The 20,658-nt window shown below is 69.9% G+C and carries 18 protein-coding genes; 4 read left to right on the top strand and 14 right to left on the bottom strand.

Going from position 1 to position 20,658, the window contains the following annotated elements:
• Window positions 1-10 precede the first annotated feature (10 nt).
• From H9658_RS17800 to H9658_RS17765, 8 genes are all read right to left on the bottom strand, one after another.
• Entirely contained in the window at window positions 11-1,162 is a 1,152-nt protein-coding gene (locus tag H9658_RS17800) for a glycerate kinase (protein WP_191826385.1), read from the bottom strand.
• A 160-nt stretch (window positions 1,163-1,322) separates the two neighbouring features.
• A complete protein-coding gene (locus H9658_RS17795) occupies window positions 1,323-2,573 on the bottom strand; it encodes a dipeptidase (RefSeq protein WP_191826384.1) in 1,251 nt (416 codons plus the stop codon).
• A 147-nt stretch (window positions 2,574-2,720) separates the two neighbouring features.
• Complete coding sequence (locus tag H9658_RS17790) at window positions 2,721-3,260, bottom strand: hypothetical protein (RefSeq protein WP_191826383.1); 540 nt, start codon at window positions 3,258-3,260, stop codon at window positions 2,721-2,723.
• Window positions 3,261-3,336: 76 nt separating this feature from the next.
• Window positions 3,337-4,860 (bottom strand): tryptophan halogenase family protein, encoded by a 1,524-nt coding sequence (locus H9658_RS17785; protein ID WP_191826382.1) that lies wholly within the window; start codon window positions 4,858-4,860, stop codon window positions 3,337-3,339.
• A 72-nt stretch (window positions 4,861-4,932) separates the two neighbouring features.
• Complete coding sequence (locus tag H9658_RS17780) at window positions 4,933-5,952, bottom strand: cupin-like domain-containing protein (RefSeq protein ID WP_191826381.1); 1,020 nt, start codon at window positions 5,950-5,952, stop codon at window positions 4,933-4,935.
• Between the two features lie 5 nt (window positions 5,953-5,957).
• The gene (locus H9658_RS17775) at window positions 5,958-6,722 is read right to left on the bottom strand and encodes a SapC family protein (RefSeq protein ID WP_191826380.1); all 765 of its coding nucleotides are present in this window, start codon (window positions 6,720-6,722) and stop codon (window positions 5,958-5,960) included.
• 137 nt (window positions 6,723-6,859) lie between these two features.
• Window positions 6,860-10,027: a TonB-dependent receptor gene (locus H9658_RS17770; protein ID WP_191826379.1), complete on the bottom strand. Its 3,168-nt coding sequence runs from the start codon at window positions 10,025-10,027 to the stop codon at window positions 6,860-6,862.
• Between the two features lie 728 nt (window positions 10,028-10,755).
• On the bottom strand, window positions 10,756-11,937 hold the full coding sequence (locus H9658_RS17765) for a class I SAM-dependent rRNA methyltransferase (protein ID WP_191826378.1): 1,182 nt from the start codon (window positions 11,935-11,937) through the stop codon (window positions 10,756-10,758).
• 256 nt (window positions 11,938-12,193) lie between these two features.
• Here H9658_RS17765 and H9658_RS17760 point away from each other — a divergent pair, with 256 nt between their 5' ends.
• From H9658_RS17760 to H9658_RS17745, 4 genes are all read left to right on the top strand, one after another.
• Complete coding sequence (locus H9658_RS17760; RefSeq protein ID WP_179570442.1) at window positions 12,194-13,147, top strand: TerC family protein; 954 nt, start codon at window positions 12,194-12,196, stop codon at window positions 13,145-13,147.
• Between the two features lie 96 nt (window positions 13,148-13,243).
• Window positions 13,244-14,029 carry a rhomboid family intramembrane serine protease gene (locus H9658_RS17755; protein WP_191826377.1) on the top strand — a complete coding sequence of 262 codons (786 nt, stop codon included), beginning with the start codon at window positions 13,244-13,246 and terminating at the stop codon, window positions 14,027-14,029.
• Window positions 14,030-14,407: 378 nt separating this feature from the next.
• Window positions 14,408-15,271 (top strand): acid phosphatase, encoded by an 864-nt coding sequence (locus H9658_RS17750; protein ID WP_191826376.1) that lies wholly within the window; start codon window positions 14,408-14,410, stop codon window positions 15,269-15,271.
• Between the two features lie 267 nt (window positions 15,272-15,538).
• Window positions 15,539-16,555, top strand: a complete 1,017-nt coding sequence (locus H9658_RS17745; RefSeq protein ID WP_191826375.1) for a TIGR00266 family protein — start codon at window positions 15,539-15,541, stop codon at window positions 16,553-16,555.
• A 41-nt stretch (window positions 16,556-16,596) separates the two neighbouring features.
• Here H9658_RS17745 and H9658_RS17740 read toward each other — a convergent pair whose 3' ends face one another.
• From H9658_RS17740 to bufB (H9658_RS17715), 6 genes are all read right to left on the bottom strand, one after another.
• The gene (locus H9658_RS17740) at window positions 16,597-17,334 is read right to left on the bottom strand and encodes an HvfC/BufC N-terminal domain-containing protein (protein ID WP_191826374.1); all 738 of its coding nucleotides are present in this window, start codon (window positions 17,332-17,334) and stop codon (window positions 16,597-16,599) included.
• Entirely contained in the window at window positions 17,331-18,167 is an 837-nt protein-coding gene (gene bufB / locus H9658_RS17735; RefSeq protein ID WP_191826373.1) for an MNIO family bufferin maturase, read from the bottom strand. The genes H9658_RS17740 and bufB (H9658_RS17735) overlap by 4 nt, the downstream gene beginning before the upstream one ends.
• A gap of 66 nt (window positions 18,168-18,233) precedes the next feature.
• Window positions 18,234-18,509 carry a BufA2 family periplasmic bufferin-type metallophore gene (bufA2, locus tag H9658_RS17730; RefSeq protein WP_191826372.1) on the bottom strand — a complete coding sequence of 92 codons (276 nt, stop codon included), beginning with the start codon at window positions 18,507-18,509 and terminating at the stop codon, window positions 18,234-18,236.
• Window positions 18,510-18,595: 86 nt separating this feature from the next.
• Window positions 18,596-19,054: a DoxX family protein gene (locus H9658_RS17725; RefSeq protein WP_191826371.1), complete on the bottom strand. Its 459-nt coding sequence runs from the start codon at window positions 19,052-19,054 to the stop codon at window positions 18,596-18,598.
• Complete coding sequence (locus H9658_RS17720) at window positions 19,051-19,812, bottom strand: HvfC/BufC N-terminal domain-containing protein (protein WP_191826370.1); 762 nt, start codon at window positions 19,810-19,812, stop codon at window positions 19,051-19,053. The genes H9658_RS17725 and H9658_RS17720 overlap by 4 nt, the downstream gene beginning before the upstream one ends.
• Window positions 19,809-20,651, bottom strand: coding sequence for an MNIO family bufferin maturase (bufB, locus tag H9658_RS17715; protein WP_179570424.1), 843 nt, complete (start codon window positions 20,649-20,651; stop codon window positions 19,809-19,811). Before bufB (H9658_RS17715) ends, H9658_RS17720 begins: the two co-directional genes overlap by 4 nt.
• Between the last annotated feature and the right edge of the window lie 7 nt (window positions 20,652-20,658).

Below are 20,658 nucleotides of genomic sequence, written 5' to 3'. Positions count from 1 at the left end.
CCACGCTCGGTCAGCGTCCCAGGCCGCGCCCGATCCTGATCGCCTCGGCCACGTTCCTGGCCGCCAGGCGCAGGTTCGCCGCGGCCTCGGCCAGCGCCTGCTCCAGCGTGCAGGCCCTCTGCACCGCGCCGAACATCGCGTCGACGCCGTGCGCGTGCAGAAGCTCGGCGCCGACGCCCAACCCGCCGGCGATCGCGACCACCGGCTTGCCGTGGCGTCTGGCGATGCGGGCCACGCCGAGCGGCGTCTTGCCGTGGACGCTCTGGCTGTCCAGGCAGCCCTCGCCGGTGATCACCAGGTCGGCGTCGGCCACCAGCGCGTCCAGCCCCAGCGCCTCGGCGACGATGTCCGCGCCCGGGCGCAGCTGCGCGCCCAGAAAGGCCACCAGCGCCGCGCCCACGCCGCCGCCGGCGCCGCCGCCGGGCAACCCGGCGAGCGCGATGCCGAGGTCGGCTTCGATCACCGTGGCGTAGTGCTGCAGGTTGGCGTCAAGCTGGGCGACCAGCGCCGGCGTGGCGCCCTTCTGCGGCCCGAACACCGCCGAGGCGCCCGCCGGCCCGGTCAGCGGATTGTCGACATCGCAGGCGACCTCGATCACGCACTGTCGCAAGCGCGGATCCAGGCCGCTGGCATCGATCCGCGCCAGCCTCGCCAGTGCACCACCGCCCACGCCGGGATCCAGCGCATGGCCTTGGGCGTCGAGCAGGCGCACGCCCAGCGCCTGCGCCATGCCGGCGCCGCCGTCGTTGCTGGCGCTACCGCCGACCCCGACGATGAGCTTGCGCGCGCCGGCATCCAGCGCCGCCAGGAGCAGCTCGCCGACACCGTAGCTGGTGGCGGCCAGCGGGTCGCGCCGCACCGGCGGCAGCAGCGCCAGCCCGCTCGCCGCGGCCATTTCGACGACGGCGGTGCGGCCATCGCCGGCGATGCCGAAGAAGGCCTCGACCGGCTCCCCCAGCGGTCCGGTCACCGTGCGGCCGACGATGCGGCCGCCGCTGGCCGCGACCAGCGCCGCGACCGTGCCCTCGCCGCCGTCGGCGACCGGCACCTTGAGGTAGGTCCACGCCGGGAACACGGCGCGAAACCCCGCCTCGATCTGCGTGGCCGCCTCCAGCGCCGACAGGCTTTCCTTGAACGAATCCGGGGCGATGACGATCTTCATGGTCGCCCCGATGCTAGCCGATGCGACAGCACCGGTTCGGCGCGTGCGGCACCGCGCACTCCGGCGACCGGGCTAGGCCGGCCGTCAGCCCTCGGCGGGCGCCAGGCCAAGCGCCACGGCCAGGCGCAATCGCGCGAGACGGCCGCGCCGGCACAAGGTCTCAGGAAGACCCGGCGCGCGCCTGCGCCGCCGCCCACTCCTGCGCCTGCTGCATCACCCGCAGCACGTTGCCGCCCCAGATGGCGGCGATCTGCTGCTCGCTGTAGCCCTTGCGCAACAGCCAGGCGGTGATCTTGGGCAGATCGGACACGTCCTCCATGCCGACCACCCCGCCACCGCCGTCCCAGTCCATGCCGATGCCCACGTGCTCGGGACCGATCAGCGCCAGCACGTGCTCCAGGTGCGCGAAGAAGTCGTCCAGCGTCGCCTGCCGCACCGGATATTTGGCATCCAGCGCCTTCATCTCTTCGCCGAGCTTGGGTCCATCGGCCAGTTGCAGATGCTCCCAGCCGCCGTATTTGGCGATCAGTGCCTGCTCGGCCGCCTTGCGCTCGGGGCTGGCGCCATTGTCGATCAGGTAGCCGCCGTAGGAATTCATCTGGATCACCCCGCCGTGCGCGGCCAGCACCTTCAGCCGCGCATCGTCGAGGTTGCGCGGATGCGCATGCACCGCGCGCGCGCCGCTGTGCGAGAGCAGGATCGGCACCGGCGACAACGCGATCAGCTGGTCGAACACCGCATCGGAGGCATGCGACTGGTCGATGACGATGCCCAGCTTCTGCGCCTGCTGCACCAGCGCCCGCCCGGCAGGACTCAAGCCATGCCATTCCGGTCCCTTCGGATCGGTGGCCGAATCGGCGAACTCGTTGTTGAGGAAATGCGCCGTGCTCATCAGCCGCAGGCCTTGCGCGTAGTAGAAGCGCAGCAGCGTGGGATCGGCGACCAGCGGGCTGGCGTTCTCCATGCTCAGGTACACCACGCGCTTGCCGGCGGCCTTGATCCGCGCCGCATCGGCCGGCGTGGTGGCCATGCCGAACTGCTGCGGGTGCGCCGCGAGCAGCGCGTGGATCGCCATCAGGCGCTGCAGCCCGGCGTCGCGATCGTCCAGGTGCGCCTGCGCGCTGCGGTCGCCCTGGCCGGTGTAGATCGCCCAGAAGCCACCGTCCAGCGCGCCGGCCACCATGCGCGGATAGTCCACCTGCGCCAGGCGATTGCCGGCGTGCGCGGCCATCATGTCGAAATCGCCGCGCTCGAAATTGGCCGGCGTATCCAGATGCGAATCCAGCGTCAGCAGGCGCTGCTGCAGCGCGGTGGCGCGCGCCAGTTCCGCCTTGGTGAAGTCGACGGCATGCGCCGGCAGCGCCGCGGCCAGCGCCAACGACACGGAAAGACACAGGGCGTGCAGGTTCATGCGCAGGAACTCTCGAACAGGGCGACGATTCGATGATAGCCATGCCACGCCTGCCGGGTTGCCCCGCGACGGGTAGGTGGGTGCATCGGGGTGGCGCGCAGGTCGCCCTGCACAATCGAACCTGCCGCGCGGCGCGGCGGCGTCCGCTCAGCCAGGCGCAGGCGACGCGCAGGCTTCGGCGCAGGCCGCGCCCGCCGCCAACAACGCATCGACCACCTCGCCCAGGGTCCACGTCGCCGTGCCTTCCCAGAAGGACGCCGGCAGTGCGATCCCGAGCTGCGTCTGGATCTCGCCGATCGCATCCTCCACGTCGGCGCCGGTGTCGAGCATCTCGAAGCGCGGTCCGCCGCAGACGACGGCGAACACGTCGTCGGGCAGGAAACACGGACCGGGCCAGCGTAGCCGCCGCGCCAGGATCGCCCCGATTGCGCTTGCCGCCCGCTGCCGCGTGCCGCCACCCCACAGTTCCATGAGATCGACGCTGCGCGCCTTCTGCTGCGCCGACAATCGACCGAAGAACGACAGATCCGGGCCGAGCCATCTGACGCCGATGAAGAATCGTTCGCGCCTGCCGGTCGGCGGATAGCCGGGCGGGTAGCGCAGCGGCGACGCCGGGTCCGGGCAAGCGGTTGCTGCTGGTCTGTGCACGACGACCTCCCCTCGATCCGCGGCGAGGCCGCGCCGCACTATGCCACCGACCGGTCGTCCGCTGGCACGGCAAGCGATACGCGCCGCGGCACGCCGCGAGCGGCGGCACGCATCATCATGCCGACACCGGCGCCGCGGTTGCAGCGCGTCCCGCCCATACCTCCGGCCCGGCCTGGCAATAGCGCGCGATGAAGTCCTGCTGCGACGGCATCTGCGCCACCGCGCGGTCGATGGGCTGGCGGATCGTGTCGAGGAACTGCTGCAGCTGCTGGTCCGGCAACGCGCGCGCCAGCAGGTGGTGCTGCGCCGGCACGATGCCCTGGCCGAGCAGCACGTGGATCCACGAATCCACCCGGAACAGTTCGTCGCTGCCCTGCCAGGCGTGCGCGCGCTCGCGCCAGGCGCGCAGCCGCTGCTGCAGCGAGTCGGGCAATGTCATCTCGCGGCAGGCCCGCCACATCGGTTCGTCGCGCTGGTTGGCGTGGTAGTGCAGGATGATGAAATCGCGCACGTGTTCCATCTCGGCGCGACTGACGTCGTTGTAGATGTCCGCCATCGACGGGGCGATGCCGTCGGTGGGGAACAGCGTGAGCAGCCGCATCACCGCGGCGATGGTCAGGTGGATGCTGGTGGATTCCAGCGGTTCGATGAAGCCGCTGGCCAGGCCCAAGGAAACCACGTTCTTGTTCCAGGCCTTGAGCCGGCGGCCGGTGCGGAACGGCACCAGCCACGGGTCCTTGATCGGCGGCGCGGCGGCGTCGTGCAGCAGCTTGGCGCGCGCTTCGTCGTCGGACAGGTGCGCGCTGGAAAACACCAGCCCGCAACCGACGCGGTGCTGCAGCGGAATATGCCAGCGCCAGCCGGCGGCATGGGCGATGGCGCGGGTGTACGGCACCGGCGCCGCCACCGCCTCGGTCTGCACCGCCACCGCGCGATCGCACGGCAGCCACTGCTTCCAGTCTTCGTAGCCGGTGTGCAGGGTCTGCTCGATCAGCAGGCCGCGGAAGCCGGTGCAGTCGATGAACAGGTCGCCTTCGATCAGCGTGCCGTCTTCCAGCAGCAGCGCCTCGACGAAACCGCTCTCGGCGTGCTGCCGCACCTGCTGGATCTTGCCCTCCACGCGCTTGAGGCCGTGGCGCTCGGCGTGGCGGCGCAGCAGGCGCGCGTACAGCCCGGCATCGAGGTGGTAGGCGTAGTTGACCGGCGGCGACTGTTGCAGCGCGAAGCGGTCCACGCGCGAGGCGACGGTTTCCAGGCAGTAGTCGCCCAGGTCGGAGACCATCCCGCGCCGCTGCGCCTCCAGCCAGAAATGGTGGAACGCGCAGACCAGGGTGCTTTGCCCGGTGAGGCCGAACGGGTGGATGTAGCGCTCGCCGTGCCGTGGCCAGTTCTCGAAGGAAATGGAGAGCTTGAAGGTGCCCGCCACGCTGCGCAGGAACTCCTGCTCGTCGATCTGCAGGAAACGGTGGAAGCTGCGGATCGGCGGCACCGTGGATTCGCCGACGCCGACCGTGCCGATCTGTTCGGACTCGATCAGGGTGATGTCCAGCAGCTCGCGGAACTGGTGCGCCAGCGCGCAGGCGGCGATCCAGCCCGCCGTGCCGCCGCCCGCGATCACCACCTTGCGTATCTGGGCCATTGCGTCGTCTCTCCTGCAGTGATGAATGGTGGCGCGCGCGGCGGCGCACGCGGCCCTGGATGGGGTCCGTGGTCAGCGGTTGAGCTTGGCCAGCAGCATCGCGCGCAGCTGCCGCGCCTGGGTGTCGTCGATCGGGCCGAGCAGCTGCCGCGCCGGCGCCGGCAGGTGCGCGCCGGCGCGCTCGGCCGGGCCGAATACGTAGTAGTCGAAGACCTCCCGCCACGCCGCCTTCTCCGCCTCGGGCCGGTCGCGGATCGCCCACAGCGCGTGATACAGCGCCTGCATCGGCGCCGGCAGATGGGCCGGCGCGCTGCTCCACCAGTAGTTGACCAGCACGTTGAACGGCTCCAGCCCTTCCACGTGATGCCACCACAGGCTGGGCAGGAACAGCGCATCGCCGGGTTGCAGCACCGCGCTGCGGCCGTGCGCCAGCGCGTCGCGAAAGCGCGGGTAGCGCGCGACATCGGGCGCGGCGAAATCCACCACGCTGATCGCCTGCCCGCCCGGGGTCGGCTCCAGCGGGCCGGGATAGAGATTGCCGATCTGCTCCGGCGGGAACACGGTGAAGCGGCGCCGGCCGACCGCGCAGCAGGCCAGGTTGTTCGGCGCGTCGTAGTGGCAGGACGCGGTGATGCGGTTGCCGATCCAGATGCTCGGCCGCACCTGCATGCCATGCGCGGCGAAGTCCACATCGTTGCCGTCGCGGAATCCAGGCAGGCTGTCGTCCACCGGCAGCGAGGCCAGGTAGTAGGCCGGCGGCCGCGGATCGTCCAGGTGCGCGGCGATCGCCTCCAGCAGGCCGTGCAGGTCGCTGCGCCGCACGTCGAAGTTCAACGCGGTGAAGTCGTCGTTGTAGAACGGCCGGCCGGCGATCTCCGGCGCGCCGTAGGAGTACTGCAGCGCGCGGCCGTTGCTGTGCCCGCGCAACAGGTCCATGGCCTCGCGCGTGCCGCGCAGGCCGGCCTGGACCAGCGCCCAGTCGCGCGCCACGCCACGCAACACCACCGGTTCGCCGGCGGCGAGCAGGTCGGCCAGCGGCACTGCGCCGGCCCGGCAATCGCTGCGCTCGGCAATCGCCGCCAACGCGTCCACGCCGCTCAGGCGGCCTGCCCGGAGGCGACCGCGTCCACGCCGACGTGCTGCAGGCGGCGCTGCTTCTCGGCCATCAGCCGGCGCATGTTGTGCAGCGACGCCAGCAGCAGATAGACCCCTTCCAGATACCCGGCGCGGTGCAGCCCATGCAGCGACGCCGCATCCAGCGCCGCCAGCCGTTCGCGGTCGATGCCGTACAGCCCGGCCAGATGCACGTTGTGTTCCTGCCCGAGCTGCACGTCGATGCGCAGCGGCTGGATCAGGCCCAGCGCATCGAAGGCGGCGAACATGGCGTCGCCGCCTTCCACGCCGTCGCGGATGCCGCGCAGCACGGTGATGATGTGCTCCAGATACGGGCTGTTGCCGCCTTGCGGCAGGAACACCCGTTCGCCTTCGTCGAAACTCACCCGGGGGTGGTCCAGATCGACGTGGATCACCGGTTCGCGGCGCAGCACGCCGTCCTCGTGCTGCTCCTGGAATCCGATCAGGAACGGTCCCTTGGCGACGATGCCCGGCAGGTACGCCGCATTCCAGTGCGCGTCCTGCAGGAACAGGTTTTCCTGCTGCTCGAAGCCCAGCAGCGCCACCGACTGGAAACCGCCGCCGTCCGGGTCCTTGCGCAGCAGGATCGGATACTCGCGCTGCAACTCGGCGTATTCGGTCGGGAACGCCTGGACCACGCCGGTGGCGTCGCCGAACTCCGGGCCGAAGCGCAGGATCACGCGCAGGTCCTGGTGGGCCACGTTGTTGAGCAATTCGTATCGGGCCATCTGGACTCCGGCGGATCGGTGGCGGAACTGGGTGGGGCGCCACGCGACCATTGCAGCAAAGCGCCGCGCCCGCAAGACGCGCTGCGGCGTGGGCGCCGTTGCCGCACGCGGCCATCGCCGCGCGCGGCCTGCCGGGCTCAGAAGTTGTAGCGCACGCCCAGGGTGTAGCGCGGGCTCTGGTCCAGCACCTTGATCACCTGCTTCTCCGAGCGGCCGTGCCAGCGCACGTCCTCGCTGGTGATGTTGATCGCCTCGAAGCCGATCGACAGGTTGTCGGTGATCGCGTAGCTGACGCTCAGGTCCAACTGCTGGTAAGGCTCGACGTAGTACGGGTTGCGGTTGGAGCCGTTCTGGTTGGCCGCGATCAGGTACTCGTCGCGCCAGTTCCAGGCCAGGCGCGCGCTCCAGCCGTACTTCTCGTACATCAGCATGACGTTGGCGGTGTCGCTGAGGCCGAGCAGCGCGAACTGGTCGCGGTCCAGCACCGTGTTGTCGAAGCCGACGTCGCCCTTGACCAGGGTGTAGTTGGCGTAGACGCCGAAGCCGGTGTCGCCGAGGAAGTACTGCCCGCCCAGTTCCCAGCCGTGGATCTTGGCCTTGTTCTGGTTGACCGGGCGCGACACGTCGAATTCGTACAGCGGATCGTCCGCCTCGCCGACCAGGTCGTAGGCGTTCTCCAGCGCCAGGGTCTGCGCCGAGCTGCCGTTGTAGGCACCCAGTCCACCGGTGGCCGCGGCGTTGCGCAGCAGCGCCATCGCCGAGAACAGCGAGGTGTCGTTGGCCGAGCAGGCCGCCGCCACGTCGTTGCCGGCGGCGCCGACCTGCGCGGCGCAGGCACCGCTCTGCAGGAAGGCCAGCGCCGCCTGCGCATCCGGCCCGGAGGTGGGGTCGCGCAGGCCGTACATGGTTTCGCGGGTGACGCTGGTGCCGATGAAGTTGGACACGCGCTTGTCCCAGAACGTCAGCGACACGTAGCTGGCGTCGGCGAAGTACCACTCCAGCGCCAGGTCCAGGTTGTTGGATTCCAGCGGGTCCAGGCTCGGGTTCTCGGTGCTGCCGGACGCGCGCGTGGAGGGGTTGATCAGGATCGAGCCGCCCGGCGTGCCCGGGGTCGAGCCGACCACCAGGTTGTTGTACGGCGCACGCGCGATGCTCTGCCCGAACGAAGCGCGGGCTTTCAGCGAGTCGGTGAGGTTGATGCTGAAGTCCAGGTTCGGCAGCACGTAGCTGTAGCTGTGCTTCTCGCTGAACAGCTGCACCTCGTCGGAGCGCAGCAGCTGGAAGTCGTTGTTGGCCTGCCATTCCAGCGCGACCGGGGTGGCCACCTCCGAGGAGGAGATCACGTCGGTCTTCTCGTAGCGCACGCCGATGCGGGTATTGGTGGTCATGCCGCCGAGCTCGCCGTCGAACTCCAGCTGCATGTAGGCGGCGCGGGTCTTCTCCTCGACCTGGTTGTCGGAACTGAACTGCGGGTTGTAGCGCGTGGTCGCGCCATAGGCGTTGCCCGCCCACAACGCCAGCTGGTCGGCGTTGCCGCGCCAGGCCCCCGGCGCGGCGCCGTTGGCGTTGAAGTCCTCGAACAGACCGGTGATGCCGACCGGCTGCAGCAGCGCCAGCATGCCCGGCTCGTTGCCGGCATTGGCCACGCCCCAGTCGCCCAGCGTCGAATAGGTGTCGCTGATGCGCCGGTTCATCGTGGTCTTGGCGCTGTTGACGCCGAACTGGAAGCGGCCGTTGTCGAAGTCGAACTGGCCGTCGACGCGCCCTTCCTTCACCTCCGTCACCTGACTCTGGTAGTAGATGCGCAGCACCTGCGAACCGAGTTCGGCCGGGGAGAAATCCTGGTTGACCAGGCCGTTGGTGCCGGCGATGGAATCGGCCGCGGTCGGGTACCAGGTGCGCGCGCCGATCGGCAGGCCGTTGTTGAAAAAGAGTTCCTGCGCCCACTGGCCGCCGCACTGGGTGCCGCCGGTGCAATTGTTGGTGCCGGCCAGGCTGAAATAGGTGGCGCTGCCGCCGGTGACCGGATCGTTGGGCAGGCTCTGGGTCTTGGAGTTGTGCGCATCGAAGGTCAGCCGCAGGCGGTCCGTGGCCTGCCAGTCGGCGTTGAAGCCCAGCGAGCCGAGCTTGTACTTCTGCATGCTGCGCTGCTGCTCCATGCCGAAGTCCTTGGCACCGTTGGGCACGTCGCGCAGGTACACCGGCGTGGCCACCGCCTGCCCGGTGTCGAACACCAGGTCGGTGAAGCTGTTGGCGCGCTGTAGCCAGATGCCCTGCTCGCCACGATTCTCGGTGATCTCGTTGCTCGAGTAGGTGTAGTCCAGGGTCAGGGTCAGGCTGTCGGTCGGCGCGAACTGCACCACCGCCTGCCCATTGAGCCGCTCGCGCTCGAAGTCGGAGAAGGCGTAGCGCAGGTCGTTGGGCATGCCGTAGAGCTGGCCGATCGCCGGCGCGTTCTGCACGTTGGCGTCCGGGCGCAGCGCCGGATCGGTGCCGGTCCAGGGCTGGATGTTCCAGGCGTTCTCGGTCGCCTGCACCGATCCGCCGCGGCGCTTCTGGTAGCTGCCGCTCAGGCCGATGCCCCAGGTCTTGTCCGGGTTGGTGTAGCTGAAGATGCCGGACACTTCCGGCGTGACCTTGTTGTCGAACGGCTGCGAGTCGTCGTACGCGGCCTTGGCGCCGGCGCTGGCGACCAGGCCTTTGTGGTTGAACGGGCGGTCGGTGAGGATGTTGATGGTGGCGCCGATGCCGCCGCTGGGCGCATTGGCGCGGCTGGTCTTGTACACCTCGATGCCGGTGATCGCCTCGGAGGCGAGCTGGGCGAAGTTGAAGGCGCGGGTGCCGCCGTCCACGCCACCGCTGGGCACCGCGCCCGGCGCGCCGAACGCGTCGGCACCGGGAATCACCCGGCCGTTGAGGGTGACCGCATTGAACTGCGGACCGAAGCCGCGCGCGGTGACCTGCGCGCCTTCGCCGTCGCGGCGCTCGATCGAGATGCCGGTGATGCGCTGCAGCGACTCGGCCAGGTTGGTGTCGGGAAACTTGCCGATGTCCTCGGCGCTGATCGCATCGACCACGCCGGCGTTGTCGCGCTTGATCCCCATCGACTGGTTGAGGCTGTTGCGGATGCCGGTGACGCTGACCGTGTCCAGCGTGGTCGCGTCAGGAGAGGACTGCTGCTGGCTGGTCTGGGTCTGCGCCTGGGTCTGCGGCGCCTGCTGGGCGAACGCCGGATTGATCACCAGCACCCCGCCGACGAAGGTGAACATGGCCTTGGAGCGGAACTTCTTCAACTGCTGACGCATCAGAATGTCCTCGGTGCTGGAGTCGGACGGGCAACGCCGTCTGCGGCGTACGACGCGGCGCATGCCTACGTCGAAGCGGTCCCTGGTACGTGACACGCATCGCTGCATGCCTGCATGTGATCCCCTACGTCTCGATCGATGGATGGATCGCGCCTTCCCCCGAAGGGCGCCGGGCGCCATCGCTGCCCGTTGCAACCCGGACGCTGACCAAGCCGCCCGCTACAGCGAATGCCGATATGCAAACCCGAATCGAAATCCGTGCGGCGCTGCCGCCGCGGCGAGTGAGGCGACGGCACCAGATCCCGGCACCTGGCCGAGAGTGATAGCGCTATCACCCGACGGCGCAAACCTAATCCCGCGTGCCGGCGTTTGTCACCGTGCGGCGCAACAAAGCTACGTTATGCGTACATCCGCTGGGATGCAGACCACGATGTAAGCGTTATCAGTGCCGACGTTGCGCAATTCGCGCGGTATGCGATCGACGAACGTCGTTGCCGTTGCGCACGTCGCCGCGCGCCGCAGGCGCGTTGCCGGGTGGGCAATGGCGTGATGCGTGCGATGCAGCGCGGTACGCGCTGCGGCGTGAAGGCGTGGCCGACTCGGCACACGTAACTGTGCGGGCGCTGATCAGCCCGCAGCAGTGCCAGCGGTGTGTCGGCAACCCACCCGGCGTGTCCGTGGTAACGCGATCTCGCGGCGCGCGGCGCACGCCGGCGCGCCGCGGCGGCTCAGTTCAGCACGCGGCAGAACACCGCTTTCAGATAGCGCGATTCCTGCACGTGGGCCATGAACGGGTGGTCGGCGCCAGCGCCGGCCACCTTCAGGATCTGGATGGTGCGGCCGGAGAAATACGCAGCGCGGCGCAGCATGTCCAGGAACTCCTGCTCGGCGACCAGGCCGGTGCAGGAGAAGGTGGCGAACAGGCCGCCGGGCGCAACCACGCCCAACGCCAACTTGTTCATGTCCAGGTATTTCTTCAGCGCCGGGATCACCTGGTCGCGGTCGCGGGTCATCTTGGCCGGGTCCAGGATCACCACGTCGTAGCGGTCGCCGCGCAGGGCGGCATCGCGCAGGTACGGGAAGATGTCGGACTGCACGAACTTGAGCCGCACGTCGTTGAGCTTGGCGTTGCCCTTGGCGATCTCGATCACGTCCTCGTCGATGTCCACGCCGACCACTTCCTCGGCGCCGCGCACCTTGGCGTAGACGGCGAAGCCGCCGGTGTTGCAGCACAGGTCGAGCACGCGCTTGCCGGCCACCTGCTGGCTCAGCCACTGCCGGTTCTCGCGCTGGTCGGCGAAGAAGCCGGTCTTGTGCGCGCCGGCCGGGTCGGCGCGGAAACGCACGCCGTATTCGCTGATGATCGCCGGCTCCGGGCGCTCGCCGCTGCTGGACACCGGGCGGTAGTCGAAGCTCTCCTGCTTCTGCACGTGCTCCTCGGCGAAGCTGTAGAAGCGCGCGCCGGGGAACTGGGTGCGCAGCGCGGCGTAGATCCAGTCGCGGTAGCGGAACATGCCGGCGCTGAAGAACTCCACCACCAGCAGATCGCCATAGCGGTCCACCACCAGCCCGGACAGGCCGTCGCCTTCGGCATGCACCACGCGCCAGGCGTCGGACACCGCGTCCAGCTTCAGCACGTCACGGCGCAGCGACACCGCCTCGGCGATCTTGCCGGCGAACCAGGCTTCGTCGACCGGCACCTCGCGATCGATCTCCAGGATGCGCACGGCGATGCGCGAATGGCCATTGTAGAAACCGCGGCCGATCCACTCCCCGTCCACCCCGACCACATCGACGAGGCTGCCCGGCTTGGGCTTGGCGGCGGGTTTTTCGACCAGTTTCTGGAAGATCCACGGATGGCTGGAGCGCCAGGCGTTCTTGAGGCGGACTACGGGCAGGGGAGTATTCATGAACGCCATTGTATCCGCCCCGATTGACGCCACCGCCGCCAGCCGCAAGAATGGGCGCAGAAGGGGAGTAGCTCCCAACGTTGTCGCCGTCAATTCGAGCCAGCAGGCTCCGGTGCAACGGCAGCCAGACCATCGGCTGCGAGCGAGACCTTCGCCGCAGTGGCGAAGGCATTCCCTGGAACGAACCCCATCGTTTCCGTCCAGGACGCCTCGCCGCCGCGGCCCGAGGTTCAACCTTCACTGACGGGAATTCCCCATGCAAACGATAGGCAACGTGTGGTTGTGGAGCGGTTTCGCGATCGTGGTGATCGCGGCGCTGCTGGCGGATCTGGTGCTGATGCGCCACGGCGGTCCGCACAAGGTCACCTTCAAGGAAGCGCTGTGGTGGAGCCTGGGCTGGATCGGGCTGGCGCTGGCGTTCAACGCCGGCCTGTGGTGGTACCTGCGCGAGACCATCGACGTGGCCACCGGCAACCAGTACGGGCTGGAGTTCCTGACCGGCTACCTGGTGGAGAAGTCGCTGGCGGTCGACAACATCTTCGTGTTCCTGATGATCATGAGCTACTTCGCGGTGCCGGAGGAGCAGCGCCAGCGCGTGCTGGTGATCGGCGTGCTCGGCGCGATCGTGCTGCGCGCGATCATGATCTTCGCCGGCTCGGTGCTGCTGACCAAGTTCCACTGGCTGCTGTACGTGTTCGGCGCGTTCCTGCTGCTGACCGGCATCAAGATGTGGTTCTCGGCGGGCAAGGAGCCGGACCTGGAAGCCAACCCGGTGCTGCGTTTCATGCGCAAGCACCTGCGCCTGACCCCGCAGTACCACGGCAACGCGCTGAGCGTGACCCAGGAAGGCAAGCGCTGGTACACGCCGCTGTTCGCGGTGCTGATGCTGATCGCCATCACCGACGTGATCTTCGCGGTGGACAGCATCCCGGCGATCTTCGCGATCACCACCGACCCGTTCCTGGTGCTGACCTCCAACGTGTTCGCGGTGCTGGGCCTGCGCGCGATGTTCTTCCTGCTGGCGGGCATGGCCGACCGCTTCCACCTGCTGCCGTACGGGCTGGCGATCGTGCTGGTGTTCATCGGCACCAAGATGCTGATCATCGACCTGTACAAGATCCCGGTGCTGGTCTCGCTGCTGGCGGTAGCGCTGATCATCGGCGCGACGGTGGCGCTGAGCCTGCTGCGCCCGGCCAAGCCGGCGCACTGAGGCGCGCCACGGCCGCGGGATTGTCCCGCGGCCGTGGCCAGTCCCTCCCACCGGCGGCGCCTTGCCTTGGGCGATGGGCGCCGCCATCCAGGGACCATGGACACTTCTTCGCTCTCCCCGTCCCCGCCTGCCGACGATGCGCAGGCGCAGGACCGCTTCGACCGGGCCCGGATCCTGCGCGCCTTCAACGCCAGCCTCGCCCTGATCGCGGTGCTGGTGGCGGTGTTCGCCAGCCAGGGCCTGTTCGACTGGCGGCCGTGGTCGGTGGGGCCGCAGCAGGCCGACGGCCTGCTCGGGCTGCTGACCGCGCCCTTGCTGCACGGGTCGCTGGAACACCTGGCCGCCAATGCCGGCGCACTGCTGATCCTGGGCACCCTGGCCGGCAGCGTGTATCCGCGCGCCACCCTGGCGGCGCTGCCGTTGCTGTGGCTGGGCTCGGGCCTGGGCGCGTGGCTGCTGGGCGAGCCCGGCAGCCACCATCTGGGCGCCAGCGGCGTCACCCACGGCCTGCTGTTCCTGGTGTTCGTGCTCGGCCTGCTGCGCCGCGACCGCGCCGCGATCGCCGCCAGCATGATCGCGTTCCTGTTCTACGGCGGCATGCTGGTGACGGTGCTGCCGCACGAAGCCGGTGTGTCCTGGCAGTCGCACCTGGGCGGTGCGCTGGGCGGCGCGGTCGCGGCCCTGCTGCTGCGCCACCGCGACCCGCTGCCGCCGCGCAAGCGCTACAGCTGGGAAGACGAGGACGAGGAAACCCTGGTGCCCTTGCACGACGAGTTGGAGCCGCCTCCGCCGGCGCAGGTGCCTGTGCTGTGGCAACCGCCGTCGGTGCCGCGCGGGGTGGTGTTGCGCTTCCCGCCGCGGCAGGAACGCGACGAGGGCTGAGGCCTCCGCCACGGGCGTGGCGACCTCGCTGCGCAGCACGACAGCGGCTGCCTGCTGCGCCTGGTCGTGTGAGGCCAGCGCTAGAGCATGCGCCCCAGCTGTTTACGGCTGGTGTGGGCTTTTTGTGGGAGCGACTTCAGTCGCGACGCATTACCGGTAGGGCTCGTCGCGACTGAAGTCGCTCCCACAGGTTGCGCCACCCGCTCGGCATGATTGCTGCCATCCCGGTCCAACGCCGCCTCGCGCGCACGCTGGACGCATCGATCTGGCTACCGCAGGCAGTCCCGCTCCAGACCCTCCGACCCGCGCCATGGCAGCCGGCTGCGCCACGGCACCGGCCGTACACTGGCCGATCCCTCGTCGCCCGCCCGAGATCGCATGCCCGCGTCCCCTGCCTTCCGTGTCCGTTCTGCCGCCCTCGCCCTGCTGGCGCTCGCGCTCGCCGGGTGCAGCACGTCGCCCGCGCGTGCGCCGGCGGCGCCGGCAGCGGACCAGGCGATGGCCGCGGCCGAGTCGGGCAAGGCGGTCGGCTACCTCGCGCCTGCCGCGGTCCCGGCCAGCCTGCAACTGGTGCCGGCACCGCCGGCCGAGGGTTCGCCCGGGCAGGCGCTGGACCAGGCGGTGAACCGCGAGGCGCTGGCGCTGCGCGGCAGCGCGCGCTGGCAACAGGCCGCACGCGACGCCGATCTGAGCTTCCCGGCCGGCGCCGGCCAGTTCGCCTGCGCGCTGGGCGTGTCCATCGATGCGCAACGCACCCCGCACCTGTACACCTTGCTGGAACGCAGCCGCATCGACGCCAGCGCCGCGACCAAGGCCGCCAAGAACCACTACCGGCGGCCGCGTCCGTTCATGCTCAACCAGCAGCCGGTCTGCACCCCGGACGACGAGGAGGGGCTGCGCCACAGCGGCGCCTATCCCTCCGGGCACAGCGCCATCGGCTGGGCCTGGGCGCTGATCCTCGGCGAGCTCGCGCCCGACCGCGCCGACGCCTTGATCGCCCGCGGCCGCAACTACGGCGAAAGCCGGCTGGTGTGCAACGTGCACTGGCAGAGCGACGTGCTGGCCGGCCGCTTCATGGGCGCGGCGACGGTGGCGCGGCTGCATGCCGACCCGGCGTTCCGCGCCGATCTGGAGGGCGCGCGCAAGGAGATCGCCGCCACGCGCGCGCAGGGCCTGACGCCGGCCCAGGACTGCGCCACGGAAGCCACGACCCTGCAGGTGCGACCGGAGAGCGCGCTGTAAGCGAAGCGATAGCCGCCGTAAGACCACGACGCCGGCGAATCGCTGCCGGCGTCACGAGACATAGGCACCTCGCACCAGAACGAGCGCATCGTGTAGGAGGAGCTTCGACCCCGACGCCGGACTGTCCGACGCGTCGGGGCTGGAGCCCCTCCCACACTGCCGTCCCCGACTTCACGATGGGCCGCCGCCCCATGCCTTTGGACAGATGCGAACCGACCGGGACGGCGGGCTAGACTCGCCGCAGATTTCCGCCAAGGACCTGCAGCCATGACCCAGTGGTATTTCCTGACCGGCAGCGAGCAGACCCGCTCCGGTCCGTTCGACGACGCCGACGCCATCGCCTTCGCCCGCAACAACCCCGCCGCAATGGCCTGGCGCCAGGGCCAAAGCGGCTGGAAGCCGGCCGACCAGATCGACGAACTGCGCGGCGCGAGCGCGGCCAGCCTGCCGCCGGACCTGCCGCCCCCGCCCGGCGGCAGCGGTCGCGCCGACGACATCGACTTCCGCATCGTCGGCCACGAGATGCAGTTCGTGGAGATCGAGCTGGATCCGGGCGAGAGCGCGGTCGCCGAGGCCGGCGCGCTGATGTTCAAGGACGCCGTGGTGCAGATGGACACCGTGTTCGGCGACGGCTCCAACAGCCAGGGCGGCGGGCTGATGGGCAAGCTGTTCTCGGCCGGCAAGCGCCTGGTCACCGGCGAGAGCCTGTTCACCACCGTGTTCACCCACCAGGGCCAGGGCAAGGCCAAGGTCGCCTTCGCCGCGCCGTATCCCGGCACGGTGCTGGCGATGAAGCTGGACCAGCACGGCGGCCGCCTGATCTGCCAGAAGGACAGCTTCCTGGCCGGCGCGCGCGGCGTGTCGCTGGGCATCCACTTCCAGCGCAAGATCATGACCGGCCTGTTCGGCGGCGAGGGCTTCATCATGCAGAAGCTGGAGGGCGACGGCTGGGTGTTCGTGCATGCCGGCGGCTGCGTGGTCGAGCGTGAGCTGGCCGCCGGCGAGCGCCTGGACGTGGACACCGGCTGCGTGGTCGCGTTCCATTCCACGGTGGACATGGACGTGCGCGCGGTCAGCGGCATCAAGAGCATGTTCTTCGGCGGCGAAGGCATGTTCCTGGCCACGCTGACCGGCCCGGGCAAGGTGTGGCTGCAGTCGCTGCCGTTCTCGCGCCTGGCCGGACGCATGTTCGCCGCCGCGCCGCAGGGCGGCGGGCAGAACCGGGGCGAAGGTTCGGTGCTCGGCGGCCTGGGCCGGATGCTGGACGGCGACAACAACTTCTGAGGCCGCGCCGGCGCGGTCGCGGCGGCGCAAGCATGCGTCACTTACGCCGGTGCGACCGCCTCCAGCAGTTCGTCGCGCAACCACTGCTCCAGCACCTGCCCGATCACCGCCGGATCGTCGCCAGGCGCGTGCCGGCACAACACTCCGAACGGAGCCCCGGCGAGCGCATCGCGCAGCATGCTCGCCTCAAGCGGCGACATGCTCTGGAAATAGGGCGACAAGCCCTTGCGCCAGACCCGGAGCGTCACCGCCTCGGGCAGGCGCACCGCCGCGGGCGGCGCACGCCCCTCCGACAGGGCCAGCCAGATCGCCGCGGCGTTGCTGCGCATGCGGCGGCGGCGTAGGGTCGGCACGAAGCGCAGGCGCGCCTGCTCCCAGTCCACGCCGGCCAGTGACGCCAGCGTCACCGGCGTCGCATCGGTCCCATCGAAGACGCGGCGCAGCGCCAGGTCGAGCCAGGCCAGGTCGGCGAGTTCCGGACGCTCGGGATGGCACGTCGCCAGGTAGGCGCCGAACCGGTCGCCGTAGGCGCCAAGGTTCCAGGCAGACGGAGGATGCCGCGCCACGTAGCCGGCCGCAGCCGCGTCGAACGTGGCCTCGCCCAGCCAGGCCAGGGTGGTGGCGTAGGTGTCGCGCAACGCGTCGCCGAGCTGCGCGCGGTAAGCGTGCCGATACACGCGCAGGCCCGGGTGCTGACGCGCATCCAGGTAGGCGTCCGCATCGGCCTCGGGATCGCGCAGCCAACCCGAGAAGCGACGCTGCAACTCCAGCAGGCTCATGCGGCCGCGCGTGCCACGTCGGCGGCGATACGCCGTGCGATCTGTAGCTCGTCCAGCAACTCGGGCAGCGGCGGAATCCGGTCGTCGCGCTCGATCATCGTCGCCATCGCGCCGATACGGCGGCACACCGCCGCGTACAGCGCCCACACCGGATCGCAGACGGGTTGGTCGTGGGTATCGATCAGCAACTCGCGGCCCTGGCTGTGGCCGGCCAGGTGCACCTGGCGCACGCGGTCCCAGGGCAGCGCATCCAGATAGGCCTGCGGGTCGGCACCGTGATTGCTGGCGCTGACGTAGACGTTGTTGACGTCGAGCAGCAGATAGCAGCCGGTCCGTGCGCACACTTCGCGCAGGAACGCCGCTTCGCTCATGGTGGCGCCTGCGAAGGCCAGATAGGTGGACGGGTTCTCCAGCAGCAGTGGCCGCTCCAGCACGTCCTGGGCATGGGCGATGTTGGCGCAGACGACGTCCAGCGCTTCGCCGTCGTAGGGCAGCGGCAGCAGATCGTGCGCGTTGAACCCGCCGACCGCGCTCCAACTCAGGTGATCGGAGACCCACAACGGACGCACGCGCCGCGCGAGGCGCTTGAGCCGCAGCAGGTAGTCGCGATCGAGCCCATCGGCCGAGCCCAGCGACATCGACACGCCGTGCAGCGCCACCGGGTAGCGCTCGCGCACGCGGTCCAGCACGTGCAGCGGCCGGCCGCCGGCGACCATGAAGTTCTCCGAGATCGCCTCGACGAAATCCAGCGCGGGCGGTTCCTCGAGATAGAGCGGATAGTGCGGCGGGCGCAGGCCCAGCCCGAAGCCGTGGAAAGGGGCGATCGTGTCCATCTGGCGCAAGGTCTCGTGCGTCGTCCCGGCCGGGCGCGCGGCGCCGGCCGGAACAGGGGCGTCGCCTCAGGCGGCGGGTGCAGTCAGCGAGCCGCCGGCCGACGTGCACTGCTTCACCGTCACGTCCTTGAAGCCCTGGCCCTTGCACGCGTTCTGGCCCTTGCACTCGTGGCTGCCGGATTTGCAATCGGACTGGCCCTTGCAGCTGTTGATGCCATAGCAGGCGACGAGCTTGGCATCGCCCTTGGCGGCGGCGCTGGCGGTAGCGGGGACGCTGGCGGCGGCGACGGCGAGCAGGGCGGCGGTGGCGGCGAAACCGGTGACGGTACGGGTAGCGATCATGGACGTTCCTCGGGGATGGACAGATGCCGAATTGGCAGCGGGTACTTCGCCGCAAGCGTCGCTGCGGTTACAGCGCGCTACGCGTGTCAGGCGATGCGCAACACACGGTCCAGCGATAGCGTGCCGGCGCCGCGTACCAGCAGGTACGACAACAGCGCGGCCCAGCTCAGGTGCGTGGGCCAGGCATCGGGATAGACGAAGATCTCGATCACCGCGGTCATGCCCAGCAATGCCAGCGCCGACAGGCGCGTGCACAGGCCCAGCACCAGCAGCAACGGGAACAGGTGCTCCGCATAGGTGGCCAGGTGCGCGGCCAGTTCCGGCGGAAGCAGCGGCACGCGGTAGTCCTCGCGAAACAGCGCGTAGGTGCTGTCGGTGATGGTCAGCACGCCGCTGACCTTGGTACGTCCGGACAGGAAGAAGATCGCGGCGATCGACAGCCGGAACAGCAGGGCCAGCGCGGAGTGGCCGACCCGCTGCGACAGCGCGGCGGCGAGACGATTCCACGCTGCGCGCGGGTCCGAAGAAGCGAGAGGGGGCGTCATGGAATTCCTTGCGTGGAGGAAAGGTCGAGGGAAGAAAACGCGCCGGTGCGCAGCAGCGTCGCGAACGTGTCCGCCAAGGCCAGCGCCGGCTCGGCCTGCTGCGCCTGCGCTGCGGCGGCCTGCAGCGTGGCGCCGCCGCGGCAGGCCTCCAGCAGCGCGCAACCGCCCAGGCCCAGCGCCTGCCGATGCACCTGGCCGCCGTGCCGCAGCAGCAGCGCGCCTTCGCCGCGCCACGCAAGTTCGGGCACCGGCGCCGCATCGCGCTGCGCGCACCAGATCGCGTACACCGGCAGCGCCTCGAACCAATGCCAGCGCGCGCTCGGATGCACGGCCACGCGCGCGCCGGCCAGTTGCTCGCGCGGCAAGGCGGCCACGGCCTGCGGATCGAGTACCGCGGCATCGGCCGCGACATGCGCCTCGCGCCAGCTGCGATCCAGTTGCGCCACGCCCGGCAGGTAGGGCAGTTGCCGGGCCTCGGGAAGCGCGGCGAGAAACGCATCGAAGTCGCCGCCGTAGTTCAAAAGGCGCACATCGTCGGGTGGGCAGCGCCGGGCATAGGCACGCGCCGCCTCCTCGAACCATGCCGCGCCCACCAGCCGCTGCACGCTCGGAAAATTCGCCTGCAGCGCGTCGATGCAGGCACGCAGCACGGTGTTGCGATAGATGCGGAATCCCGGTTGCGCCGCCAGGCCGCCGGCGTCGCCATCGCCGTACAGCGCGCGCGCGAATCCGTCCTGGAACTGCGCCAACGCATTCATGCCGCCCACCGCCGACGCGTCGCGGCCCGCTCCAGCAGCCGTTGCGCGCGATCGCGCTCCAACAGCAGCGCCTCGAACGCGGGCACGTCGCCATCGCGCTCGATCAACGTCGGCCGCGGCCCGGCGAGGTCCAGGAAATGCGCGTACAGGTCCCAGACCGCGTCGTCCACCGGCGCATCGTGCGAATCGATCAGCAGGGTCCGCTCGTCCGCCGCATCCTCGGCATGGCCGGCCACATGCACTTCCACCACCGCATCGGCAGGGAAGGCGTGCAGATAGGCGTAGGCATCGAAACCGAGGTTGTGCGCGCTGACATGGACATTGTTGATGTCCAGCAATAGCCGGCAGCCGCTGCGGCGCACCAGTTCGGCCAGGAACTCCGGTTCGCTCCACGCGTGCCCGGGCAGCGCCAGGTAATGGCTCGGGTTCTCGATCGCCAGGGGGCGGCCGAGCGCCTCCTGCGCCTGCTGGACATTGCTCACCACGCGCGCCAGCGCCGCGGCGCTGCGCGGTACCGGCAACAGGTCCGGATGGTAGCGGCCGCGCCAGACCGACCAGGCCAGGTGCTCGGACACCTGCCACGGCCGGACCCGCTCGGCGAGCGCGGCCAGACGGCGCAGGTGCCGCGCGTCCGGATCGGCATCGGCCGCCAGCGACAGCGATACGCCGTGCAGCGACAGCGGGTGGCGCGCGGCGATCGCCTCGAGCCAGGCGAGCCGCGGCCCGCCCTGGACCAGATAGTTCTCCGGGTGCACCTCGAACCACAGCCCTGGCGCAGTGCAGTCCAGCGCCTGCGCGTAGTGCTGCGGCTTCAGGCCGATGCCGGCGCCGAGCTGCATGGCCGCG

The organism is Xanthomonas bonasiae, assembly GCF_014836395.1.
GTDB classification, from domain to species: domain Bacteria; phylum Pseudomonadota; class Gammaproteobacteria; order Xanthomonadales; family Xanthomonadaceae; genus Xanthomonas_A; species Xanthomonas_A bonasiae.
The sequence above is the reverse complement of the archived record's forward strand: the minus strand, read 5'-3'. Positions and strand labels throughout refer to the sequence as shown.

What these genes read in the sequence shown, in the direction of transcription:
- H9658_RS17800 (WP_191826385.1), bottom strand. Translation starts at nt 1,162, where the DNA reads ATGAAGATCGTCATCGCCCCGGATTCGTTCAAGGAAAGCCTGTCGGCG.
- H9658_RS17795 (WP_191826384.1), bottom strand. Translation starts at nt 2,573, where the DNA reads ATGAACCTGCACGCCCTGTGTCTTTCCGTGTCGTTGGCGCTGGCCGCG.
- H9658_RS17785 (WP_191826382.1), bottom strand. Translation starts at nt 4,860, where the DNA reads ATGGCCCAGATACGCAAGGTGGTGATCGCGGGCGGCGGCACGGCGGGC.
- H9658_RS17775 (WP_191826380.1), bottom strand. Translation starts at nt 6,722, where the DNA reads ATGGCCCGATACGAATTGCTCAACAACGTGGCCCACCAGGACCTGCGC.
- H9658_RS17770 (WP_191826379.1), bottom strand. Translation starts at nt 10,027, where the DNA reads ATGCGTCAGCAGTTGAAGAAGTTCCGCTCCAAGGCCATGTTCACCTTC.
- H9658_RS17765 (WP_191826378.1), bottom strand. Translation starts at nt 11,937, where the DNA reads ATGAATACTCCCCTGCCCGTAGTCCGCCTCAAGAACGCCTGGCGCTCC.
- H9658_RS17760 (WP_179570442.1), top strand. Translation starts at nt 12,194, where the DNA reads ATGCAAACGATAGGCAACGTGTGGTTGTGGAGCGGTTTCGCGATCGTG.
- H9658_RS17755 (WP_191826377.1), top strand. Translation starts at nt 13,244, where the DNA reads ATGGACACTTCTTCGCTCTCCCCGTCCCCGCCTGCCGACGATGCGCAG.
- H9658_RS17750 (WP_191826376.1), top strand. Translation starts at nt 14,408, where the DNA reads ATGCCCGCGTCCCCTGCCTTCCGTGTCCGTTCTGCCGCCCTCGCCCTG.
- H9658_RS17745 (WP_191826375.1), top strand. Translation starts at nt 15,539, where the DNA reads ATGACCCAGTGGTATTTCCTGACCGGCAGCGAGCAGACCCGCTCCGGT.
- H9658_RS17740 (WP_191826374.1), bottom strand. Translation starts at nt 17,334, where the DNA reads ATGAGCCTGCTGGAGTTGCAGCGTCGCTTCTCGGGTTGGCTGCGCGAT.
- bufB (WP_191826373.1), bottom strand. Translation starts at nt 18,167, where the DNA reads ATGGACACGATCGCCCCTTTCCACGGCTTCGGGCTGGGCCTGCGCCCG.
- bufA2 (WP_191826372.1), bottom strand. Translation starts at nt 18,509, where the DNA reads ATGATCGCTACCCGTACCGTCACCGGTTTCGCCGCCACCGCCGCCCTG.
- H9658_RS17725 (WP_191826371.1), bottom strand. Translation starts at nt 19,054, where the DNA reads ATGACGCCCCCTCTCGCTTCTTCGGACCCGCGCGCAGCGTGGAATCGT.
- H9658_RS17720 (WP_191826370.1), bottom strand. Translation starts at nt 19,812, where the DNA reads ATGAATGCGTTGGCGCAGTTCCAGGACGGATTCGCGCGCGCGCTGTAC.
- bufB (WP_179570424.1), bottom strand. Translation starts at nt 20,651, where the DNA reads ATGCAGCTCGGCGCCGGCATCGGCCTGAAGCCGCAGCACTACGCGCAG.